Below are 20271 nucleotides of genomic sequence, written 5' to 3'. Positions count from 1 at the left end.
TCGTCGGTGACCGGTGCGTGGGCGTGCAGACACCTGAGGCTGCGTTCTTGGGCCGCGTCACGCTGATGGCCACCGGTGGAGCCGGCGCGCTGTGGGGGAGCACGACCAACGCCCCGGGCGCCACGGGCGACGGAATCGCCCTGGCTCTGGAGGCGGGCGCTCAGGTAGCCGACCTCGAGTTCATGCAGTTTCATCCGACTGTGCTCACCGACGGCCGTCCGCAAAGCGTGCTGTTGACCGAGGCTCTGCGCGGCGCCGGCGCGCGCCTGATCAATGAGCGCGGCGAGCGCTTCGTCGAGGAGTTGGGGCCGCGCCACGTCGTAGCCAAGGCGATCTTGGGGCAAGGGGCGGTATTCCTGGACTGTCGAGACATCCCGGGGCTGGAAGAACGGTTCCCGACCGTCATTGAAGGCGCGCGCGGACGCGGGCTGGATCCGGTCACCGAGATTCTGCCGGTGTCGCCGGCGGCGCATTACTTCGTCGGCGGAGTCGCGGCCGACGCGTACGGCCGAACGAGTATGCCGGGACTGGCGGCCGCGGGGGAGTGCGCCTCGACTGGGATGCACGGCGCCAACCGGATGGCCGGCAATTCGTTGCTGGAGGCGGTCGTCGTCGGCCGTCGAGTCGGCGCGGTGATCATGGATGAGCCGGTTCCCGAGCACGGCGCGCGCGTTTCCTTTGCCGCGGTCGAGGACATCGACCCGCGGATTCCCGCAATCATGTGGGCGGGAGCGGGGCCGATTCGCGACGAGGACGGATTGCGCGCGGCCGGACAGGCGCTGTCCACGCTGCCGCAGTCACCGCATCGTTCGCTGTGCCTGGCAGTTGTTCGCGCGGCGCGCGCGCGCGCCGAATCCCGCGGCGTGCACATTCGTTCGGACTACCCCGAGCCCGAGCCCGCTTTTGCCGTGCGCTCATTCGACCGGGCGCCACGGGCGGTGGCAGACTAGGCCGCCAACCGAACACCACAAACGGAAGGACGGGTTCATGGGTCTTCTCGACGGGAAGGTAGCCATCGTTACGGGCGCCGGTCGCGGCATCGGTCGCGGTGAGGCGCTATTGCTGGCGAAGCAGGGAGCAAAGGTCATCGTCAACGATCTGGGCGGCGAGTGGGACGGGTCCGGCGCCGACCAGCGTCCGGCGCAGCAAGTGGTCGACGAGATCATCGCGGCCGGCGGCACCGCGGCGGCGAACTACGACGACGTCGCGGACTGGGCCGGTTCCAAGAACATGATCGATCAGGCGATCGAGACCTTCGGGTCGCTGGACATCTTGGTCAACAACGCCGGAATCCTGCGCGACAAGATGATCTTCAACATGGACGAGTCCGACTGGGACGCCGTCATGCGGGTGCACCTCAAGGGCCACTTCGCGCCCACGCGTCACGCGTGCGTCTACTGGCGCGCGAAGTCCAAGGAAGCCGGCGGCGCGCCTGCGAACGGCCGCATTATCTGCACCTCGTCGACCAGCGGCGTGCTCGGCAACATCGGCCAGTCCAACTACGGTGCCGCCAAGGCGGGTCTCGCGTCCTTCGCGCAGATCGTTTCCATGGAGATGGGCCGCTACGGCGTCACCGCCAACGCGATCGCTCCGGCCGCGCGCACCCGCATGACCGAGCGCACCTTCGGCGACATCAAGTCCGAGGGCCCCTTTGACGAGTGGGATCCCGAGAACGTCGCCCCGCTGGTCACCTACCTCGCGACCGACGAATCCGCCGAGATCACCGGCCAGTGCTTCTACGTCTACGGCGGCACGGTGCAGTTGTTCGAAGGCTGGACCTTCGACAACATCATCAAGAAGGATTCGCGTTGGACGGTCGAAGAACTCGTGGGCCAGGTGCCCGGGTTGTTCGCCGACCGCTCCAAGAAGTACGCGCCGCCGTCGTCGAGCCTGCAAGAGTCGCTGAGCTGATCACGCCGCGATGACCGGTCTTCATTTCGGCGCACTTGTCCCCCAGGGATGGAAGGGCGAGTTTGACGGATTGACCGGTCCGCAGGCGTACCGGACGATGTGCCGGGTCGCGCAGGACTACGAGCGACTCGGCTACGACTCGATCTGGCTTTACGATCATTTCCACTCCGTCCCGCCGCCCGCGCGTCCCACGCCGGTGTTTGAGTGTTGGACCGGGATGATGGCCCTGGCCGAGCGGACCACGACGGTTCGCATCGGTCAGATGGTCACCTGCACGCCGTATCGAAACGCGGCGCACCTGGCCAAGATCTCGGCATGCGTGGACGTCGCGAGCGGCGGGCGGTTGGAGATGGGTGTTGGCGCCGGCTGGTATCACCAGGAGTTCGCCGCCTATGGCTACGAGTTCCCCTCCGCCGGCGCGCGCATCGGGTACCTGGCCGACACGGTCGAGATTCTCAAGCGCATGTGGCGGGACGAAGCCGCCACCTACGCCGGGCGCTACGCAAGCGTGACCGAGGCGTACTGCGACCCGAAACCGGTGCAGACCCCGCGTCCGCCGCTTTGGATCGGAGGCGGCGGCGAGCGTAAGACATTGCGTGTTGTCGCTGAGCACGCCGACTACGCAAACCTTATGGGCCCCGTCGAGATGTTCGCGCGCAAGCGTGACGTATTGCGCACGCATTGCGAGGCCGTCGGGCGCGATCCGGCCGAGATCGGACTCACCCTGCACCTGGACTGCCTCGTCGCGCGCGACGAGGCGGGTCTGCGAGCAATCCTCGACGCCAATCCCAGCTTGTGGGGACAAGCGGAGGACAAGCGCATTGAGGCCAACCTCATCGGTACCGTGTCGCAAGTCATCGACAAGATCGGCCGCTACAGGGCCGAGGGCGCGATGGGCTTCATCGTGTGGTTCCCCGATTCCCCGGACGGCGGCTCGGCTGAACTCTTCGCGAGCGAAGTCATCCCCGCGCTTCGCTGACCTACGGGTGCTGCCAGGTCACCGAGAAGTCCGTCGCACCGGTCAGTGACGACGGTTGAGCCTTGATCGTCCCCTCGTCGTCGACCATGGCGATCTGCTCCGGGGAGAAGTTGCCGATCGGAATTCCGTTGGCCGTGCTCGAGACGAACGACACCGTGCCGAAGTCGGCCAGCGGGAGTACGCCGTGCGCGCCCGAAGGAGCTTCCGCGATGACCTCCGCGGAAATCCTCTGGGCCCGTCGCATCTTCTTGGTTGTGGTGAACGATGCTCCGGTGGTGGTGTTTCGCAGGGAGAGAATGAACGTCCCGCGGTTGCTCGCTTCGACCGATGCTTCGACGACGTCACCGGGGGAGACCGACATCGTCAGCGTTACCGGGAACTTCGGGTACATCTCGTACCAGGCGTAGTACGCAGGAGTGCCGCGCTTGCAGTCGGCTGCGGTTCCGATCTGCTCGACGGTGCTGCTTCCGTCGCCGTCGATGCCGACCCAGAAACCGGCGTACGAAGTTTCAAGCGCTGCGCACGTGACGGCCGGCTGTGTCCACGCAGCCGCTACCGACGCGAACTGCCCGCCGGTGGCGGAGTAACCCGACCAGTTGAGGCTGGCTCCGTGACGCACGTGCACGACCGGCGCCGCACCAAACGAACCTCCGGGAAAAGCGATGACCGCGAAGACTCCGGCCACGACAAGCGTTCGAAATGCTTTCATCGCGTTCCTCCAACGTCGTCTCGACGGTAAGTCGGGAGAGGTCCATCGTCCATGGCCCGCCGGGCCCATGTCGCTGGTGCGGCGCGCCGAGGTGTTCGCGCTATGCTCGGCCCGATCTCGGACCGAAAGGACAATCCATGACTCCCATCGGTATCGCCATTGGAGGTCCGCTGGACGCTCTGGGCGATTTGGCACGGCGTTGCGAAGACGCGGGGTACGACAGTTTGTGGGTTCCCGAGACGTCACGCACCGGGTACGTATCGGCGGCGGTTGTGCTGGCTGCGACACGACGAGTGCGCGTCGGCACCAGCATCACGCTTGCGTTCCCGCGTTCGCCGGTGATCACCGCGATGACCGCCCGTGACCTAGCCGAGTTATCCGGCGGCCGGTTCGTTCTCGGTCTCGGCACGCAAGTGAAGCGAGTCAACGAGCAGCGCTACTCGACGCCTTTCGAGCACCCCGCCCCGAAAATGCGGGAACTGATCGAGGTCTGCCGCGAAGTATGGGACGCATTCGGCGGTGCTCCGATCGATCACCGCGGCCGTTTCTACACCGTGACGATGCCGCCCTTTCCCGGCGCGGGCCCGGTCGGGCGAATCCCCATCTACCTGGCGGCGGTCAACCACGACATGGTCCGTTTGACCGGAGAGCGGGCCGACGGGTTCCTGGGGCATCCTTTCACGAGCCTTCGGTACCTCAACGAGGTCGCGAAGCCGGCCCTCGCCGAAGGCCTGCAGGCGTCGGGTCGCGCGGCGTCCGAAGTTGAGATCGCGCAGTCGGTGATCACCAGCGTCGCCGACACCTACGAGGAAGCCGCCGTCGGCGCGAAGGCGCAGATCGCGTTTTACGGCACCACACGCACCTATCGGGGGGTGTTCGACGTGCATGGCTGGGGCGATGTGGTCGATTCGTTGCGGGCGGCGCACGCGCGCGGTGATTTCCCCGGCATGGTCGCGTGCATCACCGACGAGATGGTTGAGACCTTTGCTGTGGCGGGAACCCCCGACGAGGCGCGCGACAAGCTTCGGCGGTACGAGGGCGCCGTGGACTCGATCATCCTCAACCCGCCGTGGGCCTCGCCGGATCCCGGTCGCACGATGGAAGCGTACGCGCGCCTGCTGGAGACGTTCGCGCGCGCCTGATCGCAAGGCCGTCTCCCTGTTACGATGACGTCGATGGCCGAGATCGATCCCGAAGAGCGCGAATCGGTCCTCGAGGAACTCGAGGATCTTGCTTCTCTGCGCGACATGTTCGACGACCGCGGATACAAGGGCGTCATGATCACGTGCGGGGATTGCGGCGAGGATCACTACTACGCCTGGGACATGCTCAAGGAGTCTCTTGAGTACATGCTGGAGACCGGCGAACCCCGCATGCACGAGCCGGCATTCGAGCCGCATCCGGACGAGTACATCTCGTGGGACTACGGCCGTGGGTACCTTGATGCGGTCGGCGATGTCGAAGTCCGCGAGATGGATCCGCCGGAATCGGCGCAGACTCCGGCGGCCACATGGACCGGAGAGCGGACCCGGTGTGCGTACTGCCGAGGCCGGTTGCCGCATCGCGCGCTCTCGGAGTGGATCTACTGTCCGTTCTGCGGCGCGAGCTTCGCGCCGCTCCGGCTGGCCGAAGCCTTGGCCGCTCGCGGCTGGTCTGAGGACGAGATCGCAACGGTGATGGACGAGTGTGGTTTCGAGCCGCCGCTGGCGCTGGGTGAGGACACTGAAACAGACTGACTTCTCCGGTTATGCCGCATCGTCCGGTGCGTGACGGCCGGTAACGCTTCCGCGTCGAGCAGGAATCCGCGAAGGATGGGCGAATCCCCTGATAGGCCGGGTGTCACCGGTTTCGTTCTGCGCACCTAGGAGAGATGTCGATGCACCGACGCAAGGCATTCCGGATCGCAGGCATGGTCGTGGCGGCCGCGCTCGTTGTCGGCAATCTTGCCGGCGTTGCCGCAGCCGACGTCACGATGACGAACGGGTTCGTCGTGTCCTTCGACAACGTCAAGATCCGCTACACGCTGTTCACGCCTGCGAGTGACGTTCCGGTGCCGGTTGCGTTCTACTCTCACGGCTGGGGCGGATCGCGCGCGACCAGCGCGGACGACGCAACCGTGAAGATGTTCCTGGATCGTGGATACGCGGTTCTGACTTGGGACGCCCGCGGATTCGGGGAGTCCGGCGGCGAGGCGAACGTTGATTCCCAGGAGTTTGAGGTGCGCGACGTGCGCGCGCTCATCGACTTGGTCGCCGGAGTTGAAGGGATTGCGCTGGACGCCGAGGGCGATCCGCGCATGGGCATGTACGGCGGTTCCTACGCCGGCGGAATCCAGCTCGAGACCGCGGCGGCCGATTCGCGGGTGGACGCGATCGCTCCGCAGATCGCTTGGAACGATCTCACCCAGGCGCTCAAGCCAAACGGCGTCATTAAGCTCGGCTGGGACTTGGTCCTGGTTGGAGGCGGCGCGGTGGGTTCGGCCACGGGCGGAATCGCGGGGCAAGAGACGGGCGTGTATGCCGGGCAGCTGTACCAGGTGACGGCGGAGTCGCTTGCGCTCAACGACTGGACGAGCGGAACGTACTCGTGGTTCGACGCGCGCAGTCCGAAGCACTACATCGAAGGTGCGACGCTGGTGGACGGCACGGTTCTTCCCGGGATCAACGTGCCGGCGTTGGTCATCCAGGGAACCAGCGACACGCTGTTTAACTTGAACCAGGGAATTGCCAACTTCCGCACGATTCGTGATCGTGTCGGCGCCGACAAGACCAAGATGATCTGGTATTGCGGCGGACACACTTTGGCGCCGCTGGGTTCGTCGTGCGTGCCGGGGTCGGCCTCGGATCTCATCGCCGGCCGCGTTGCCGACTGGTTCGACCGGTGGGTCAAGGAAGACGAGTCGGTCGACACCGGGCCGGCATTCGAGTACCAACTCCAGGACGGGACGTTCGCCTCCGCGCAGGACCTGCCGTCCGAGGAGGTTGGACGCGTCGAGGCTCAGACCCGCGTCACGCATGCGATTGCTCCGACGAGCGGCCAGGGCACTGCCGGAACCCCCGCCGGCTGCCGTCCGAAGACCGAGAAGGACTCGACGCAGTCCTACGCGCGCGATTGCCCGGCCGTCACTGCGGACTGGCTGCCGATCGGAACGATGACCGGGCCCGAGCCGAAGAAGTGTGGGGATCCTCCGAAACCGCTGTGCCTGCCGACGTTTGAGTACTTGAAGCCCGGAGTGCGCATCGTGGGAGCACCGCGGGTCTCGATTCGGCTGACCGGCACGAGTCCTGAGGCGTATGTGTTCTTCAAGTTGATCGACTACGACACCGTGGCTAAGACCTCGGTCGTGATCGACGACCAGGTCACGGCACTGAAGGCCCTGTGGCTGAATCTCTCGACGCCGCAGATCTTCGATCTTGACTTGGCCGCGGTGTCCTGGGAGGTCAAGGAAGGCCACCAGCAGTTCCTCGAAATCGCGCCGAATTCAAACGATCACGCGGTTTCTCGCGTCCCCGGATCCGTCACCGTCGACGTCGTGGCGAGCATCCCGGGAATCCCCGCCGCCTAGAAGGGGTTGTTCGTAGCGCGTTGCCGCGGCCGAGCCTCAGCTGCGGGCGGACGCTAAACTCCGGCACTCCGAGGAGGGCGTGAGGATGCTGTTCAAAGACGGACTCGAGATCGAGCGGGCGATGGTGGTGTTTGCGCATCCCGACGATGCCGAATGGGGATCTGCGGGAACCTCGGCCGCCTGGGCCGACCAGGGCGTCGAGGTCACCTACGTCCTAGTCACGAACGGCGCCTCGGGATCGAGTGACCCCGACATGACGCGAGAGCGTTTGACGGGGATTCGTATGGCCGAACAGCGCGCGGCGGCCGACATCGTCGGGGCGAAGAGCCTCGTCACTCTGGGTTTCGAGGACGGGTACCTGTATCCGACGCTTGAACTTCGCAAGGCCGTTGCGCGCGAGATTCGACGTTTTCGCCCAGATGTCGTCATCAGTCACGACCCGACGGCTCGCACCGCGATGGGCGCGTACATCAACCACCCCGATCACCTCGCGGTGGGAGAGACCGTCATGCGCTCGATCAACCCGGATGCTTCTTCGGGGCTGATGTTTCCGGAACTGTGGAAGGAAGAGGGCCTCGCGCCGCACCTTCCCAAGGCCTTGTTCCTGGCGAGCTTTGGGGATGGAGAGACCTGGGTAGATATCTCGTCGACGATCGATCGCAAGATCGAGGCACTGCTGTGCCATCAGTCGCAGATGCCCGAGGCGGGGGAGATCGAAACGTGGGTTCGCGAGCGGTTCGCGGCGGCCGGGAAGCGCTTCGGCGTTGACTTCGCCGAGACGTATCGCATGTTCCGCGTCGGCTGAATCACTCAACAAATGCGAGAAGGACCGGTCTCCCGGCCCTTCTCAAGCGTGCGACTCGCTGCGTTCAGACCGCGCGAACGTTCGTCGCTTGCGCGCCCTTCGGTCCCTGGGTGACGTCGAACTCGACCGCCTGGCCTTCGCCCAGCGAGCGGTAGCCGTCGCCCGTGATCCCGGAGTAATGGACGAAGACATCCTCGCCACCCTCTTGGGAAATGAAACCGAAGCCCTTCTCGTCGCTGAACCACTTAACGGTTCCGCGCAAGTGTGTCCCTCCTTCCGTGCCACCCCTCCGACGACGCTGCGTGGTCGGAGGTATCCATCGGGCTGTACGGTGGTTCCGGAAGTAGAACAACTGCCACAGCAGGTTTCATCCAGCAGGAACCGAGCAACCCTCAGTCCGAATGCTATCAGAGGGTTTTCGGTCCACCCGCCCCCCAGAGCGGTTCCGTTATCGCGCCAGCGGTTCGAGTGAGTGCGGAGTCGGCCAGTAACGCAAAAGGGACAGCGTCTCTCTGCGCGACAGCAACCAGCCGCCGCGTTCGAGCCAGAAGCGCCGGCATTCCTTGCAGATGCAGAAGTCGACGGGTCCTTGACCGGTTTCGATGATGCTGGTGAGCACCGTGTCGGTTCCCCGGTGCGTGCACGGCTTGCGCAGTTCTTCCATCCTGTCCCCTTGCTCTTCCCCGTCAATGGGCACGACGACTGCTGCCACCGGAGATATCGACCTTGAGGGGGGGTTACTTGAACTACGTCGCCGACGGCCCCTTTGGACCGGGCAGGCCATACCTATCGAGCCAATCTGCGAGCGCGGCAATTGCGCGAGGGTCTTTGCGCAACTGGTGCGCGCCGCCGGGGATTCTGATGAGTTCCTTTGGAGTCCCGGCACGCTCGAAGAGGCACTCGGCGTGTGCGTAGCCGATGACGTCGTCGGCATCCCCGTGGACGACCAGCAAGCGCTGTGGCGAAAGGGACGCGATGTGACGTTCCGCCGCTTCTTCGGCGAACTCGGCGCCCCAGGTGTCTGCGTCGGCAGGAAACCCGGGATCGCGAACGATGCCGAGGTTTCGGAAATGCTGAAGGAGCCCCGGCCATCCGTCCTGGAGCCCGGTGAATTCGAACGTCGCCGGTGCGGCCAGCGTCGCGACGGCGGAGACGTCGTCGCGACGGGCCGCCGCACAGACCGCCGCCGATCCACCGGCGCTTGATCCGACGATCGCGCGCGGTAGCCCCGCGATCTCTTGTTGCGCTCCAAGCGCGTCGAGGGCCGCTTCGATGTCGCGGCGCCAGCCACGGATCGAGAAGTCGCCCGGCGCCGAGCGACACCCACGGAAGTCGAACCACATCACGGCATGACCGTGCGAGGCCAGGGCGCGCGCCAGGCCGGCGTAACCCTGATCGTCGGGGCTCGACGGTCGGCCGCTGGGAATGCCGTGGCACAGAAGGATTACCCACTTCGGGTTCTCGGGCAGCAGCAACTCGCCCTCGAGGGCAAGTCCGTCCGAGATGATCGGCACCGCGCGCGCGCGCATGCCTCAAGGGTACGTCAGGTATGCGCGCGCGGTGCCGACTCCCGGAGCCCGCGGCTCACGACGGTCCTCGCCAGCGGCATGCGGTGAGATCGACCCGTCCGGCGTTGAACGCAACGCCTTCGGCTCCGAGTCGCTCGACCGCGTCGGTGGGAAACGGCGGCGGGTCGCCGTTGGCGTTGACGACGCGGTGGCAGGGCAGCTCGTAAGGGTGAGCCTTCAGGATCGTGCCCACGGCGCGCGCGCCGGCGGGTTTGCCGGCCCAGCGCGCGATGTCGCCGAACGTCGCGACGCTTCCGGTTGGGATCTGACGGGTGATCGCCACGACGCGATCGGCAAAGGTCGTGGCGCGCGACGGAGTAATCGCGCGCGGCGGAGCCGACGTTTCGATTGCGAGGTAGAGCTGGTCGGCCGATGTCGCCCCCGGACGTGCAAGATCGGTTGCCGACCGCGGAGCGACGATGAGTCCTTCTGCGGCATCGCCGTAGGCGACCCACGTTCCCTGCCCGAAGTGCCACGCTGTCAGCGCGGCACAAGCCGCGTCGAGTGCGTTTTGTCCCGCGTCCCGCGGGAGTCCGTGGACCCGGCTCCGCAGGATTCGCCGGCTCCAGTCAATCTTGGATCCGGCACCTCGGCGCATTCCCGAGACGGACACGTAGGACAGGCGCGGGTAGACCTCGATAGCCGAGCCGGGCGATGCATCTCCGCCTCGAAACAGGGGGAAGCCGATGTCGGCCAGCGCAGCGAAGAGGCGGAACCCCTCGCGCATCCAAGCCGACGCATCCTCCGGCGACGAGGGGGTGAAGTGGACCGAGAATCCGAGGCGTTGCACGTCGTGTTCGGCGACGCGGTGGTCGTTGCCCGGGAGCAAGCCTCGTGCCGGCCCGGACGGGGCGGCGACGGCAAATATCGTTGACGACGGGAGGGCCCGCAGTACGGGCTCGACGGCTGCAAGGTCCCGCGCCTTGGCGACGAGTGCAACCCGTCGTGCATCGTCGATGACGCAGCAGTCGAATCCGTGTGTGGTCGAAACGTCGATGCCGACGAACATGTTCACTCCTTCGACGCCCGGATCGAAAAGACCAGGGGCATCGGCGTCATGCCTTCCGGCGCGCGCCAGAGCCCGTCGTCGTCCTGCGCCAGGAACGGAAGCTGGTGGTAGACCGAGAACGGGAACTCGTGGAGGAACTCGATGCGCAGCCCCGCCGCGATCAGCGCGGAGACCACCTCGCCGATTGGGTGAGTCCACCCGTACGTCGTCTTGCTTGCGAACGCCGCCGAAGGGTCGGCGTAGTCGGGAGTATCGTCGGCAAGGGGTTCGGGCGAGTGGAAGTACGGGTATTTCAGCCGGAACTCACCGACGTCGGGATCGTCTCCGTCGAACACGGATCCAAACGGGTGCAACTCGGCTATGTAGAAGGTGCCGCCGGGCGCGAGGTACCGCGCGACGATTGAGGCCCAGTCGTGGATGTCGGGCAGCCAGTACAGGGCGCCGTAGGAGGTGAAGACGATGTCGAACTCCTCGTCGAGCACCTCGGGCAGAGTGGAGATCTCCGAGCAGATGAACCGAGCGCCGATTCCGGTCTCGGCGGCCAGTTCGCGCGCGCGCGCGACGGCGACCTGGGAGAAGTCGACGCCGGTGACGCGCGCGCCGCGCCGCGCCCACGAGAGGGTGTCCAGACCGAAGTGGCACTGCAGGTGCAACATCCGCCGGCCGGAAACGTCGCCGAGTTCTTCGATCTCCAGCCACTTGAGGGACGACCCACCAGCGCGAAACTCGTCGACCCGGTAGAGAGAGGAGGCCATGTGAACTTCGACCGCCTCGTTCCACCACGCGAGATTGGCTCTGCGAAATCCGTCCATCGCGCGAGGAGTCTAACGGCTTCCCGAGTCGGGGTAGCGCGCGAGCAGCAGCCCGAACAGATCCAGTGGTGCGGTCAATGTGAACGGGTGTGCGGCGTTGTTGAACACCGCGACGTACACGATCGGGATGCCGTCGGAGGCCGTCACCCATCCGGCCATTGCTCGCACACCCTTGACCTGTCCCGTCTTCCCGCGCAGGTTGCCGCCCGTCGGCGCCGCAGTCATCCGTCGCAGAAGCGTTCCGGGTTCTCCCGCCGCAGGGATCGAGGCTCGCAAGGCCGCCCACGCCGCTCCTTTTCCGGTGAGGATGCGGTTCAGCAGGGCGGCAATCGTTCGAGGGGTGGCGCGGTCCAGCAGCGATAGGCCGGAGCCGTCCAGCATGCGAAAGCCGTCGAGCGGGATCTTCTCGGCCGTGAGTGCTTCGCGCACGATTCGCGCGCCGGCGGCCGTGGTGCCGGCTCCACCGAAGGACGCTCCGAGGGACTTCAGCAGCAACTCGGCGTGGTAGTTCACGCTGTAGCGGTTGATGAAGTCCACCATCTGGGCGAGCGGCGGGGAGGTCACGCGCCCGACGGTGACGGCGGCGCGCGGCGCGCGCCCCGCGCGCACCTTCCCGGCCACGGTTACCCCGCGCGCGCCGAGCGCGGTCCGCAGGGCTTGCGCCGCGGCGGTCGTGGGGGAGTCAACGATCGTCTTTCCGCGCAGATCCCCTCTGCCTTCGTTGACGGTCAAGGCGCTGAGCAGTCCGGTGTCCGGTTCGGGTCCGAGGTAGCTGGGCAGCCAGCCCTGTTGTGTTCGAACCGCGTCGAACAACGTGTCGTCGGCGACGAGGTCCCCGCGCACGGCGCGAATGCCGCTCGCCGCGACCCTCGCAGCGAGTTGCTCAATGGTCGGCGATCCCGAGGCGAACGCCGGGCGCTTGATCGTGTCGGTCGGCTTCGGCAGAAAGCGCGCGCGCCGGTATGCCTCGGTCGCGAGCGTCGGATCACCGCCTCCGACCAAGTAAAGATCCGAAACCGCGCTTGCGCGCCCGGTGCGTATCGCCGTCACTCGGGTTTGGAATCGATGTGTCGGCCCGAAGCGCAGCATTGCCGCGGTCGTCGTGGCGAGCTTCATCAGTGAGGCAGGAGTCATGGCGCGCGTGGCGTTCAGGGACAGCAGCGTGACGCCGCCGCGCGCGATCACGATCCCCGGTACCGCGCCGCGCGCTGCAGGCCGGCTGGTGAGCGTGGCTGCCGCCGAATCGGCGTCACGGTGAGGAGTGCGCTCGGGGACCCATGCGCGCGCCGGTAGGACAGGCGCAAGGACGAGCACCGCGGCGAGCGTGACTCGCAGGAACCGCATGCGCCAATGGTACGCGCGCCGGTGTTCTTGACGCTTGGCGCGCGCGCCGCCTAGCCTTCCACGCTGTCACCAGCCTGCGGGAAAGAGGGATGCAATGGCCACCATGACCGGACGTGAGCAGTTCTTTGAGGTCGCGCGCTCGGAGGGGATTCGCCACCTGTTCGCCAACCCCGGCACAACCGAGTTGCCGATCTTCGACGAACTTGCCGGAGATACCGGGATCGAACTGGTTCTTGCCCTGCAGGAAGCGACGGCCGTCGCCGCCGCCGACGGGTTCGCGCAGGCGTCGCGGACGCCGGCGCTGGTCAACCTTCACATCGCGCCCGGTGTGGCCAACGGGCTTGGAAACATCTTCAACGCGTACTGGTCGCGCTCGCCGATCGTGGTCACCGCAGGACAGCAGAACATCAACCAGTTGATCCAGGATCCGATGCTGGCCGCCGACTTGGTTCGGATGGTCGATCAGTTCTGCAAATGGTCCTACGAGGTGCGCCGCCCGGAGGACATCGGGGTCGCGATGCGTCGTGCGTTCAAGATCGCAATGACTCCACCGACGGGGCCGGTGTTCCTTTCGATTCCTTGGAATCACTTGGACGAGAGCGTGGAGACGGTGGTTCCGCCGAGGTCGCGTATCGATCACGGGGCGGCGCCGGGTGTTGAAGTGCTTCGCGAAGCCGCCACTCGATTGCTCGCGGCAGAACAGCCGATCATCATCGCCGGGGACGAGGTCGCCAGAGCGGGCGCTGTTGCCGATCTGGTCGAGTTGGCCGAGGCGGTCGGCGCGCGCGTGGTGGGCGAGATGCTGCACGGCCGGATGGTGTTTCCGATGGATCATCCGCTGTGGAACGGCGGGCTCATGCCGATGAACGCGGCTGTCCGCGCGGCGCTGGAGCGGGGCGACTTGTTGCTGGCGTGCGGTGCGCAGATGTTCCCGGTCTTCTTCTTCAACCCGGTGTCGCCGATTCCCGAGGGAGTCGAGGTTATCCAGATCGACTCGGATCCCTACGAGATCGCCAAGACCTATCCCGTTGCGCTGGGGCTTCGCGGTGACGTCGGGGCGACGATTCGCGGAATCGTGCGCGAGGTTCGTTCGCTGCTCTCCGCGGAGGACACCGCGCGCAGGCAGGCGCGCGCTGCGGGGTATGCGGCCGAACGTCAAGGGGCGCTCGCCGGACTGGATGCCGCCGTCGAGCAGCAGATCACGCAGACTCCATTGCCGACGCTCGGCGCGCTGGCGGCGGTCGTGCGCGGGTTCGACGATAACCGGATGAGCGTCGTGGACGAGAGCGTGAGTGCGACCGCGGCGCTTCGCGGACTACTTCGCCTGCGCGATCCCGACTCGTACTTCTTCTTCCGCGGCGGCGGTTTGGGATGGGGGATTCCCGCTTCCGCCGGCGTTGCCCTTGCGCAGCCGGACCGCAAGGTCGTCGCCGTCGTCGGCGACGGTGCGACCTGCTACGTGCCGCAGGCGCTGTGGACCCTTGCTCACTACGACATCCCCTCGACGGTCGTCGTGCTGAACAACGGTGGGTACTACATCATCAAGGCGCAGATGCAGGGGATGGGAGGCAAATCGGCGGCGGCCGGAGTGTTCCCGGGCACCGAGTTCTCCAAGCCGTCGGTGGACTTCGTCGGTTTGGCGAACGCTTTCGGGGTGCCGGCTGAGCGCGCCGAAAAAGCGGGCGACGTTGAGGCTCTCGTGCGTCGCGGAATCGCCTCGGGCGGTCCGTCCCTGATCGAAGTTCCGGTCTTCGCGGGGTCCTGATGACGCGTGAGGACTTGGGAGTCGAGGGTCCGGTGCTCGATCACCTTACCGATGCGATCCGCAATCAAGAGGTGATCTTTCGCAACACGTTCCCGGGGATGCTCGGAGTCCGGCTGACGGAGGCGAAGCCCGGCTACGCCGCGGGAACGCTGGAGGTCGGACCCTCGGTGCTGCATCCCGGCGGCTACGCGCACGGTGGAGCGCTTGCCGGGTTCGGCGACACGGTTGCGGCGTGGGCGACGTTTCCTGCGCTGAAGGCGAACGAGACCTTCACCACGATCGAGTTCAAGACCAACTTCATTTCCGGGGTCCAGGGGGGCAGTCTGTTCGCGGAAGCGACGTCGATCCACCGGGGCGGCCGCACGATGGTCTTGGACGTGCGAATCGTGACCAACGACCAGGATCGCAGGCTCGTGGCGATCATGGTCGTGACGCAAGCGATCTTGCGGAGCAAGGACCCGGGACGCGAAGTCCCACCTACGTAGACGCAGCGCCCGGTCCGCTCAGGCGCGGATCGCGATCCCGACGGCCGCAAGGCCTGTGCGCAGTTCCGCGAGCGCAACCTCGACGCGCCGGTGTGCCCGTGCGTCGTCGGCTCCCGACGCCGCGAGCGTGACGCGGATTTCGTCGCCGGCTTCGAAACCGCGCGCGCGCGACTTCACGTACACCCGTGGGTGCGCATGTTGCACCGAAGCGAGCAACTCGGCGATGCGCGACTCGTCAAGAAGATCCAACTCCAGTGTGATCTCGGCGAACCCTCCGGGGCCGAGCAGCTCGTCGAGCACCGGAGCGAGTGAATGCTCCCAGATCCAGAACAACTCTGGGGGAACTCCGGGCAACGCGACGATCGTCACCGGACCCGCTTTCACCACGATTCCGGGGGCTGCGCCGACTGCGTTGTCGAGCGCGCGCGCACCTTGGGGGAGCATGGCCATGCGAAGTCGCGCCGGCGTGAGGTGCGCGTCGCCCACGGCTCCCTGTGCCGCAAGCTCGGCGTAGCGCCGCCGCACGATGGCCTCGGCCTCGGAGTGAAGCGCTTGAGGGGCGTCCAGTGCCATCGCAATCGCTTCGCGCGTCCGGTCGTCGTCGGTCGGGCCGAGGCCGCCGTGTGTGACGATCAGCGACGGTGCGCGCGCGATTGCGGCTCTGAGTTCTTGCGCGACTACCGGCGGCTCATCGGGCAGTACGGTCACGCGAACCAATGATGCGCCGCGGGCTGCGATGCGCTTGGCCAGCCAGTGGGAGTTCGATTCCTGCACGATTCCTTGCAGCAGTTCGTTGCCTGCGGCCAGGATCTCGACGGTCTTCATCGTTTCTTTCCTTCCAGGGCCTCAGGGATCGCCACGCGCGCAACGGCACGGCGCACCGCTGCCGGACGTAGCGGACCGCGCTCGGTCAGCACCGCGTCGAACAACTCCAGCGGCGTCAGCTCATACGCGGCCGGCAACTCCGGGCCGAGCGCGCGCGCCGGCAACATCTTCAGTCCGGCCCCGATCGCATAGCAGCCGATTTGCGCATCGCGCGCCGCGAGCGCTACGAGCTTTGTGCCGAGCTTGTTCACGACCCCTTGCTCGGTCACCGAGTCGGACCCGACCAGGGCGACGGTCGCGCGCTCGCAGGCTCGTGCGATCCCTGCGTCGGGAACGACCTCGACGCAGAATCCGGCGCGTTCCAGCCGGCGAGCAAGCGTGCGTCCTTCCCCGCCCGGCAGCGAGGCGGTGCAAAGGACTTTGTCGACGCGATGCCGTGTGCTCTCGAGTGCGGCCACGACCCCCGACGACGACGAGTGCGTCAGCACGACGTTGCCGCGCTTCGCGGCGATCCATCGAACGGCGTCGGCCGCCGCCGCCGCGTCTGCTTCCAGGCGTTCGGCGAACCCAGCGGTATCGGCGCCTTCCAGGGCCTCGGTTAGCAAGCGCCAAAGGGGAGCCATCGTCGGGTGCGCACGCAGCAGCGCGCGCGCCGCGCGCAGCACCTCTCGACGGGACCGCAACTCCGCGACGCCTTGCGCCGCGCGCGCTGCGATTTCGACGGCGCCCGAGCGCTTGTCGGCGGCGGCTCGTCGGATGTGGTCCCACGGATCCATGCGCCCGATTCTCGACGCGCACACCCCACCCTGGCAACCAAGCGGGGGGAGGCGCGCGGGAGCAGTCGCCGATAGCATGCACAAGCACACATGATCGTCGACCCGTTTGACCTCGCTTCCGTGTTCGCGCTCCGCGAACTGTTGGGGAGTCTTGATCCCGACGGCCGGCCGGAGATCCGGATGGTGGGGCCGGTCCCGAAGTGTGAGTCGGTGGCGATCTTGTCGGGGTCGTTCAACCCGCCGACGGCAGCCCACTTGTTGCTCGCGGAGCGCGCGCTGGCGGAAGGCTACGAGTGCGTGGTGTTTGCGGTCGCGATTCGCACGGCCGGAAAGCAACCTCAAGGGCTGACGCTGGAGGATCGACTTCTGGCGCTTCGCGGGATCCCCGGGCCGGCCTTTCGGGCAGGAGCGTTCTCTCACGGGCTCTATGCCGATCAGGCGGAGGCCGCCGCGCGCGCGTTCCCCGGCGCTGAGGTCGCGTTCCTTGTCGGGTCGGACAAGGTGCTGCAAGTTCTGGATCCGAAGTGGTACCCGGATCGCGAGGCGGCGCTAGAGCGCTTGTTCTCTCTGGCGTGCTTCATCGTGGCGCCTCGCGGGGATCAGGGCGAGGGGCTGCGCGCGGCGCTGGAGGCACCCGAGAACCGCGCATGGGCGGATCGCGTCGAAGTGCTCTGCCTGCACCCGGCGGTTGGGGATCTGTCTTCAACGCGCGTGCGCGGTCTTCTGCGGGCCGGCGGCGACCCGGCGGGGTTGGTTCCGTCGGCCGTCGCTCCGTTTCTGGCCGACGTCAAGGCGTTTGCGCCGCCGATGCGCAGCGGTTCCGAGGACGTGGATTTCTACGCGCTGCGAACCAGGCTGATCGATCTACTGTGGGAGTCTCGCGGCACGGGCCCGGTCGGCGTTGATCTTCGCCACCTGATGCGGATTGCGATCTCGCCCGGCGATGCGGGTCGGCGGTTGCGTGGGATCTTGGATCAGGACCCGGCAGAGGCGGTCCGGATGTTGCGCGCGGCCGCCGACGGCGCGGATGTCTGAATCCCTGCAACTTTCACGTTCTTGACACGGCAGCCGCCTCCGTCGTATCCAATAGCGGTTCCTTCCCTCCTTCCCGTCGTTGTCCGGCCGTCGAGCGCGTACGCGCTTCGATCTGGAGGGGGTTGCGGTGGCAGAAACAAGGCGCTCTCGGATGTTCCCGTATCTGGAAGATGCGGCGTGTCACGGGTCCGATCCGGATCAGTTCTATGCGGAATCGGGTGCCGTGATCATGCGAGCGAAGTCCCAGTGCGCCCGGTGCACCATCCAGCGTCAATGCCTCGAGTGGGCAATCAAGCGCGAGGAGTTCGGCGTTTGGGGCGGGATGACCGCGCGCGAGCGCGCCGAGTTGCGTCGCGAGTGGGGAGTTCGGCTGATTCCCGCCGGCGTCGCGTAGGGTTGATCGTCAGTACCGGGGCTATCGGTTCGGGATCGTCCATCGCGTGTGTTGTGCGATTCCGGCCGGATTCCTTTGAGTGGTAAAGGGCGGCGTCGGCGGACTTGATCAGCCCCGCCGGGACGGTGCCGTTTGCGGGCGCGCTTGCGACTCCGGCGCTGACGGTGACGCGAACCATCCGTGATGGATCGTCGGTCGACAATGGGTGCGCGGACACCGCGCGCCGGATGCGTTCGGCCACTTCCCGGGCCCGCTCGTGTCCGGTTTCGGGCAGGATCACCGCGAATTCCTCGCCGCCGTAGCGAGCCACCACGTCGAAGGAGCGGACGTTCGTTCGCAGGGTCTCGGAGACCTGTCGAAGGACCGCATCTCCTGCCTGGTGGCCGTACTTGTCGTTTAGCCGCTTGAAGTGATCGATGTCGAACAGGATCAGCGAAGGGTATCTGCCGGCGTTGCGCATGCCCGCGAAGCGCTCGACGCGTCCCAGCTCGTGCGAGAGCCGAGCTTGCATCTCGCCGTGGTTCGCAAGCCCTGTCAGCGGATCTGTTCTGGCCATCTCCGAGACCGTGGCGTGCATGCGCGCGTTGGCGATGGCCAGGCGCGCGTGGTGGGACAGGCGTCCCATCGACTCGATCTCGTGAGCGCGCAGCACGCCCGCGCGGCCGCGCCGCCCCGCACGGGTCACGATCAGCACGCCGTCATCGGCGATGGCGACCGCGAGGTATCCGCGCGGACCGAGCAGCGGCATCAGGGTGGCATCACGGTTGGCATCGGTGCCGGTCACGACTACGGGTTCACCGCTGCTCATGGCGCGCGCGAGAAAGCCGCGCGCCTCGATCGCCATGTCGGTTGCCCCTGTGACGCCGACGGCGCCCACGCACCGGAGTTCGTCGCCCTCGCGTTGCAGCACGGCCGCGGAGTCGAACCCAAATCCGGACACCACTCCACGGCAGAGGTCTGCGAAGATTTGCGACAGCGACAGGGTGTTCTCGATGTCCAGCGTCACCTGTCGAATCGTGGCCAGCTCGGCATTTCGACGACTCAGTTCGCGCTCGTTGAACGTGCTGAACAGCGTCCCCGCTCCGCCCAGGATCCACAGCGCCGCAATTGCTGCGATTCCGTCGGGGAAACCTGTGTTTGCCCGGCCGCTCGGCGCGACGCTCAGATCGACGACGAGAATCGCAAGGGTGGACAGGCTCAGGACGCGTATGCCGGCCCTGGATGTCAGCAGGATCCCGGCGGCGAGTGCTTGAACGGTGAACAGGAACATGAGCGGGCTGGATACGCCTCCGGTCATTGCGACAAGCATGCCGAGGATGGCGATGTCCGCAGACATGCCGACTGCGATCGCAACCTGCAGCGCTTTTCCGCCGCGGGTCGAGATTGTGTGCGTGGCGAGCGTAAACAGGATCTGCGCCGTCAGCAGCGCCGGCAGCCGGGAGACGTCGCGGCCGGCAGGCAGGGCGGTGAGGGCGAGCAGGGCAACGATCGGGGTCGCGTAGCGGACGGCAAAGTACAAGGCGATGCGCCCGGCGGAGGCGTCCGGGCGATCAAGCAGCGGCGAGAGTGTGCGAGAGATTCTCATGTCAGAGTCGGTAGACGCGCTTGTGCGCGAGGTTCTCGACGCGGACCAAACGGTCCGAGCCCGTTCCGACGGCTAGGAATGCCGCCAGGATCAATATCGTCAGTCCAATGGGCGCACCAAAGGGACCGGCGAGGTTGATGGCTCGGCGCGCTGTTGCGGCCGCCGCGCGCGCGGCCGTTGCGGCGTAAGCCGCGATCGATTCCCGCGCGCCTGCGGCCGGCGTTTCGCCACTTACCGGTCGGGTCCCACGAGTTCCCCCTCCGGCTTTCGGCTTCGCGCCGGGAGCCTCAGCGTTTGCGCCCGAGTCGCCCGAGCCACTTGTGCTGCCGCCACTCGTGTCGTCTTCGCCGTCGACGGGAACTTCGGAGGTGCCGCCGATGCCGTCGACAACGCCGGTCACTGCGTCGCCGAGGGTGTCCACGGCGTGCCCGAGCTGTGCGGTGGCCGTGGGGGTGTCGAGGATGGTGGGAACGTCCAGCGCATCCTCGACGGGTGTCGGCAACTGCGTGGGCAAGTTGTTGATCGCGTCGGACACCGGATCGATCGCCGCCCCTGCGGCATGTGCTCCGACCAGGGCGACGGCGATCGCAAAGGAGGCTATGAGCCCGGCCCGTGGATGTCCGACGCGTTTCATCGTCTTCCAGACGTCGGCGCGGGTACCCGTCGCGTGCATGGCCCGGACGGGTCATTGGCTCTAGTTCCGT

At 66.7% G+C, this 20271-nt stretch carries 21 protein-coding genes; 10 read left to right on the top strand and 11 right to left on the bottom strand.

The genetic code is table 11. From position 1 onward, the window contains the following. The 3 genes from WDA27_11420 to WDA27_11410 all read left to right on the top strand — a co-directional run. On the top strand, window positions 1-950 hold a 950-nt coding region (locus WDA27_11420), incomplete at its 5' end, for an FAD-binding protein (protein MFA5891539.1). Between the two features lie 37 nt (window positions 951-987). After that, entirely contained in the window at window positions 988-1911 is a 924-nt protein-coding gene (locus WDA27_11415) for an SDR family oxidoreductase (protein MFA5891538.1), read from the top strand. A 10-nt stretch (window positions 1912-1921) separates the two neighbouring features. Next, window positions 1922-2890, top strand: coding sequence for a TIGR03560 family F420-dependent LLM class oxidoreductase (locus tag WDA27_11410; protein MFA5891537.1), 969 nt, complete (start codon window positions 1922-1924; stop codon window positions 2888-2890). A gap of 1 nt (window position 2891) precedes the next feature. Here WDA27_11410 and WDA27_11405 read toward each other — a convergent pair whose 3' ends face one another. Then, window positions 2892-3599, bottom strand: coding sequence for a G1 family glutamic endopeptidase (locus WDA27_11405; GenBank protein MFA5891536.1), 708 nt, complete (start codon window positions 3597-3599; stop codon window positions 2892-2894). 137 nt (window positions 3600-3736) lie between these two features. On the opposite strand from WDA27_11405, the gene WDA27_11400 reads away from it, so the two are divergent. The 4 genes from WDA27_11400 (at window position 3737) to WDA27_11385 (ending at window position 7969) form a co-directional block, all read left to right on the top strand. Next, complete coding sequence (locus WDA27_11400) at window positions 3737-4741, top strand: TIGR03617 family F420-dependent LLM class oxidoreductase (GenBank protein ID MFA5891535.1); 1005 nt, start codon at window positions 3737-3739, stop codon at window positions 4739-4741. 33 nt (window positions 4742-4774) lie between these two features. Continuing rightward, complete coding sequence (locus WDA27_11395) at window positions 4775-5335, top strand: DUF5319 family protein (GenBank protein ID MFA5891534.1); 561 nt, start codon at window positions 4775-4777, stop codon at window positions 5333-5335. Window positions 5336-5475: 140 nt separating this feature from the next. Further along, the gene (locus tag WDA27_11390) at window positions 5476-7164 is read left to right on the top strand and encodes a CocE/NonD family hydrolase (GenBank protein MFA5891533.1); all 1689 of its coding nucleotides are present in this window, start codon (window positions 5476-5478) and stop codon (window positions 7162-7164) included. 85 nt (window positions 7165-7249) lie between these two features. Then, window positions 7250-7969: a PIG-L deacetylase family protein gene (locus WDA27_11385; protein ID MFA5891532.1), complete on the top strand. Its 720-nt coding sequence runs from the start codon at window positions 7250-7252 to the stop codon at window positions 7967-7969. Window positions 7970-8033: 64 nt separating this feature from the next. On the opposite strand, the gene WDA27_11380 is transcribed toward WDA27_11385, so the two are convergent. From WDA27_11380 to dacB, 6 genes are all read right to left on the bottom strand, one after another. After that, on the bottom strand, window positions 8034-8231 hold the full coding sequence (locus WDA27_11380; protein ID MFA5891531.1) for a cold shock domain-containing protein: 198 nt from the start codon (window positions 8229-8231) through the stop codon (window positions 8034-8036). A 186-nt stretch (window positions 8232-8417) separates the two neighbouring features. Continuing rightward, window positions 8418-8681: a hypothetical protein gene (locus WDA27_11375; protein MFA5891530.1), complete on the bottom strand. Its 264-nt coding sequence runs from the start codon at window positions 8679-8681 to the stop codon at window positions 8418-8420. 34 nt (window positions 8682-8715) lie between these two features. Beyond that, window positions 8716-9498 carry an alpha/beta fold hydrolase gene (locus WDA27_11370; GenBank protein MFA5891529.1) on the bottom strand — a complete coding sequence of 261 codons (783 nt, stop codon included), beginning with the start codon at window positions 9496-9498 and terminating at the stop codon, window positions 8716-8718. Between the two features lie 55 nt (window positions 9499-9553). Next, on the bottom strand, window positions 9554-10546 hold the full coding sequence (locus WDA27_11365) for a DUF429 domain-containing protein (GenBank protein MFA5891528.1): 993 nt from the start codon (window positions 10544-10546) through the stop codon (window positions 9554-9556). A gap of 2 nt (window positions 10547-10548) precedes the next feature. Then, a complete protein-coding gene (locus WDA27_11360; protein ID MFA5891527.1) occupies window positions 10549-11358 on the bottom strand; it encodes a class I SAM-dependent methyltransferase in 810 nt (269 codons plus the stop codon). Between the two features lie 12 nt (window positions 11359-11370). Then, the gene (gene dacB, locus WDA27_11355) at window positions 11371-12702 is read right to left on the bottom strand and encodes a D-alanyl-D-alanine carboxypeptidase/D-alanyl-D-alanine-endopeptidase (GenBank protein MFA5891526.1); all 1332 of its coding nucleotides are present in this window, start codon (window positions 12700-12702) and stop codon (window positions 11371-11373) included. Between the two features lie 94 nt (window positions 12703-12796). Here dacB and WDA27_11350 point away from each other — a divergent pair, with 94 nt between their 5' ends. Further along, window positions 12797-14467, top strand: a complete 1671-nt coding sequence (locus WDA27_11350; GenBank protein MFA5891525.1) for a thiamine pyrophosphate-binding protein — start codon at window positions 12797-12799, stop codon at window positions 14465-14467. Next, entirely contained in the window at window positions 14467-14952 is a 486-nt protein-coding gene (locus WDA27_11345; protein ID MFA5891524.1) for a PaaI family thioesterase, read from the top strand. The genes WDA27_11350 and WDA27_11345 overlap by 1 nt, the downstream gene beginning before the upstream one ends. An 18-nt stretch (window positions 14953-14970) precedes the next feature. On the opposite strand, the gene WDA27_11340 is transcribed toward WDA27_11345, so the two are convergent. Together WDA27_11340 and WDA27_11335 are read right to left on the bottom strand one after the other, a co-directional pair. Then, on the bottom strand, window positions 14971-15777 hold the full coding sequence (locus WDA27_11340; GenBank protein MFA5891523.1) for a molybdopterin-binding protein: 807 nt from the start codon (window positions 15775-15777) through the stop codon (window positions 14971-14973). Then, a complete protein-coding gene (locus tag WDA27_11335; protein ID MFA5891522.1) occupies window positions 15774-16553 on the bottom strand; it encodes a hypothetical protein in 780 nt (259 codons plus the stop codon). The genes WDA27_11340 and WDA27_11335 overlap by 4 nt, the downstream gene beginning before the upstream one ends. Window positions 16554-16643: 90 nt before the next feature. On the opposite strand from WDA27_11335, the gene WDA27_11330 reads away from it, so the two are divergent. Continuing rightward, the gene (locus tag WDA27_11330) at window positions 16644-17588 is read left to right on the top strand and encodes a hypothetical protein (GenBank protein ID MFA5891521.1); all 945 of its coding nucleotides are present in this window, start codon (window positions 16644-16646) and stop codon (window positions 17586-17588) included. Between the two features lie 290 nt (window positions 17589-17878). Here the strand turns inward: WDA27_11330 and WDA27_11325 are convergent, their stop codons facing one another. Together WDA27_11325 and WDA27_11320 are read right to left on the bottom strand one after the other, a co-directional pair. After that, window positions 17879-19567 carry a sensor domain-containing diguanylate cyclase gene (locus WDA27_11325; GenBank protein MFA5891520.1) on the bottom strand — a complete coding sequence of 563 codons (1689 nt, stop codon included), beginning with the start codon at window positions 19565-19567 and terminating at the stop codon, window positions 17879-17881. Window position 19568: 1 nt separating this feature from the next. Further along, window positions 19569-20201 (bottom strand): hypothetical protein, encoded by a 633-nt coding sequence (locus WDA27_11320; protein MFA5891519.1) that lies wholly within the window; start codon window positions 20199-20201, stop codon window positions 19569-19571. Window positions 20202-20271: the final 70 nt, after the last annotated feature.

This window comes from Actinomycetota bacterium, from assembly GCA_041658565.1.
GTDB lineage: Bacteria > Actinomycetota > AC-67 > AC-67 > AC-67 > JBAZZY01.
The sequence above is the reverse complement of the archived record's forward strand: the minus strand, read 5'-3'. Positions and strand labels throughout refer to the sequence as shown.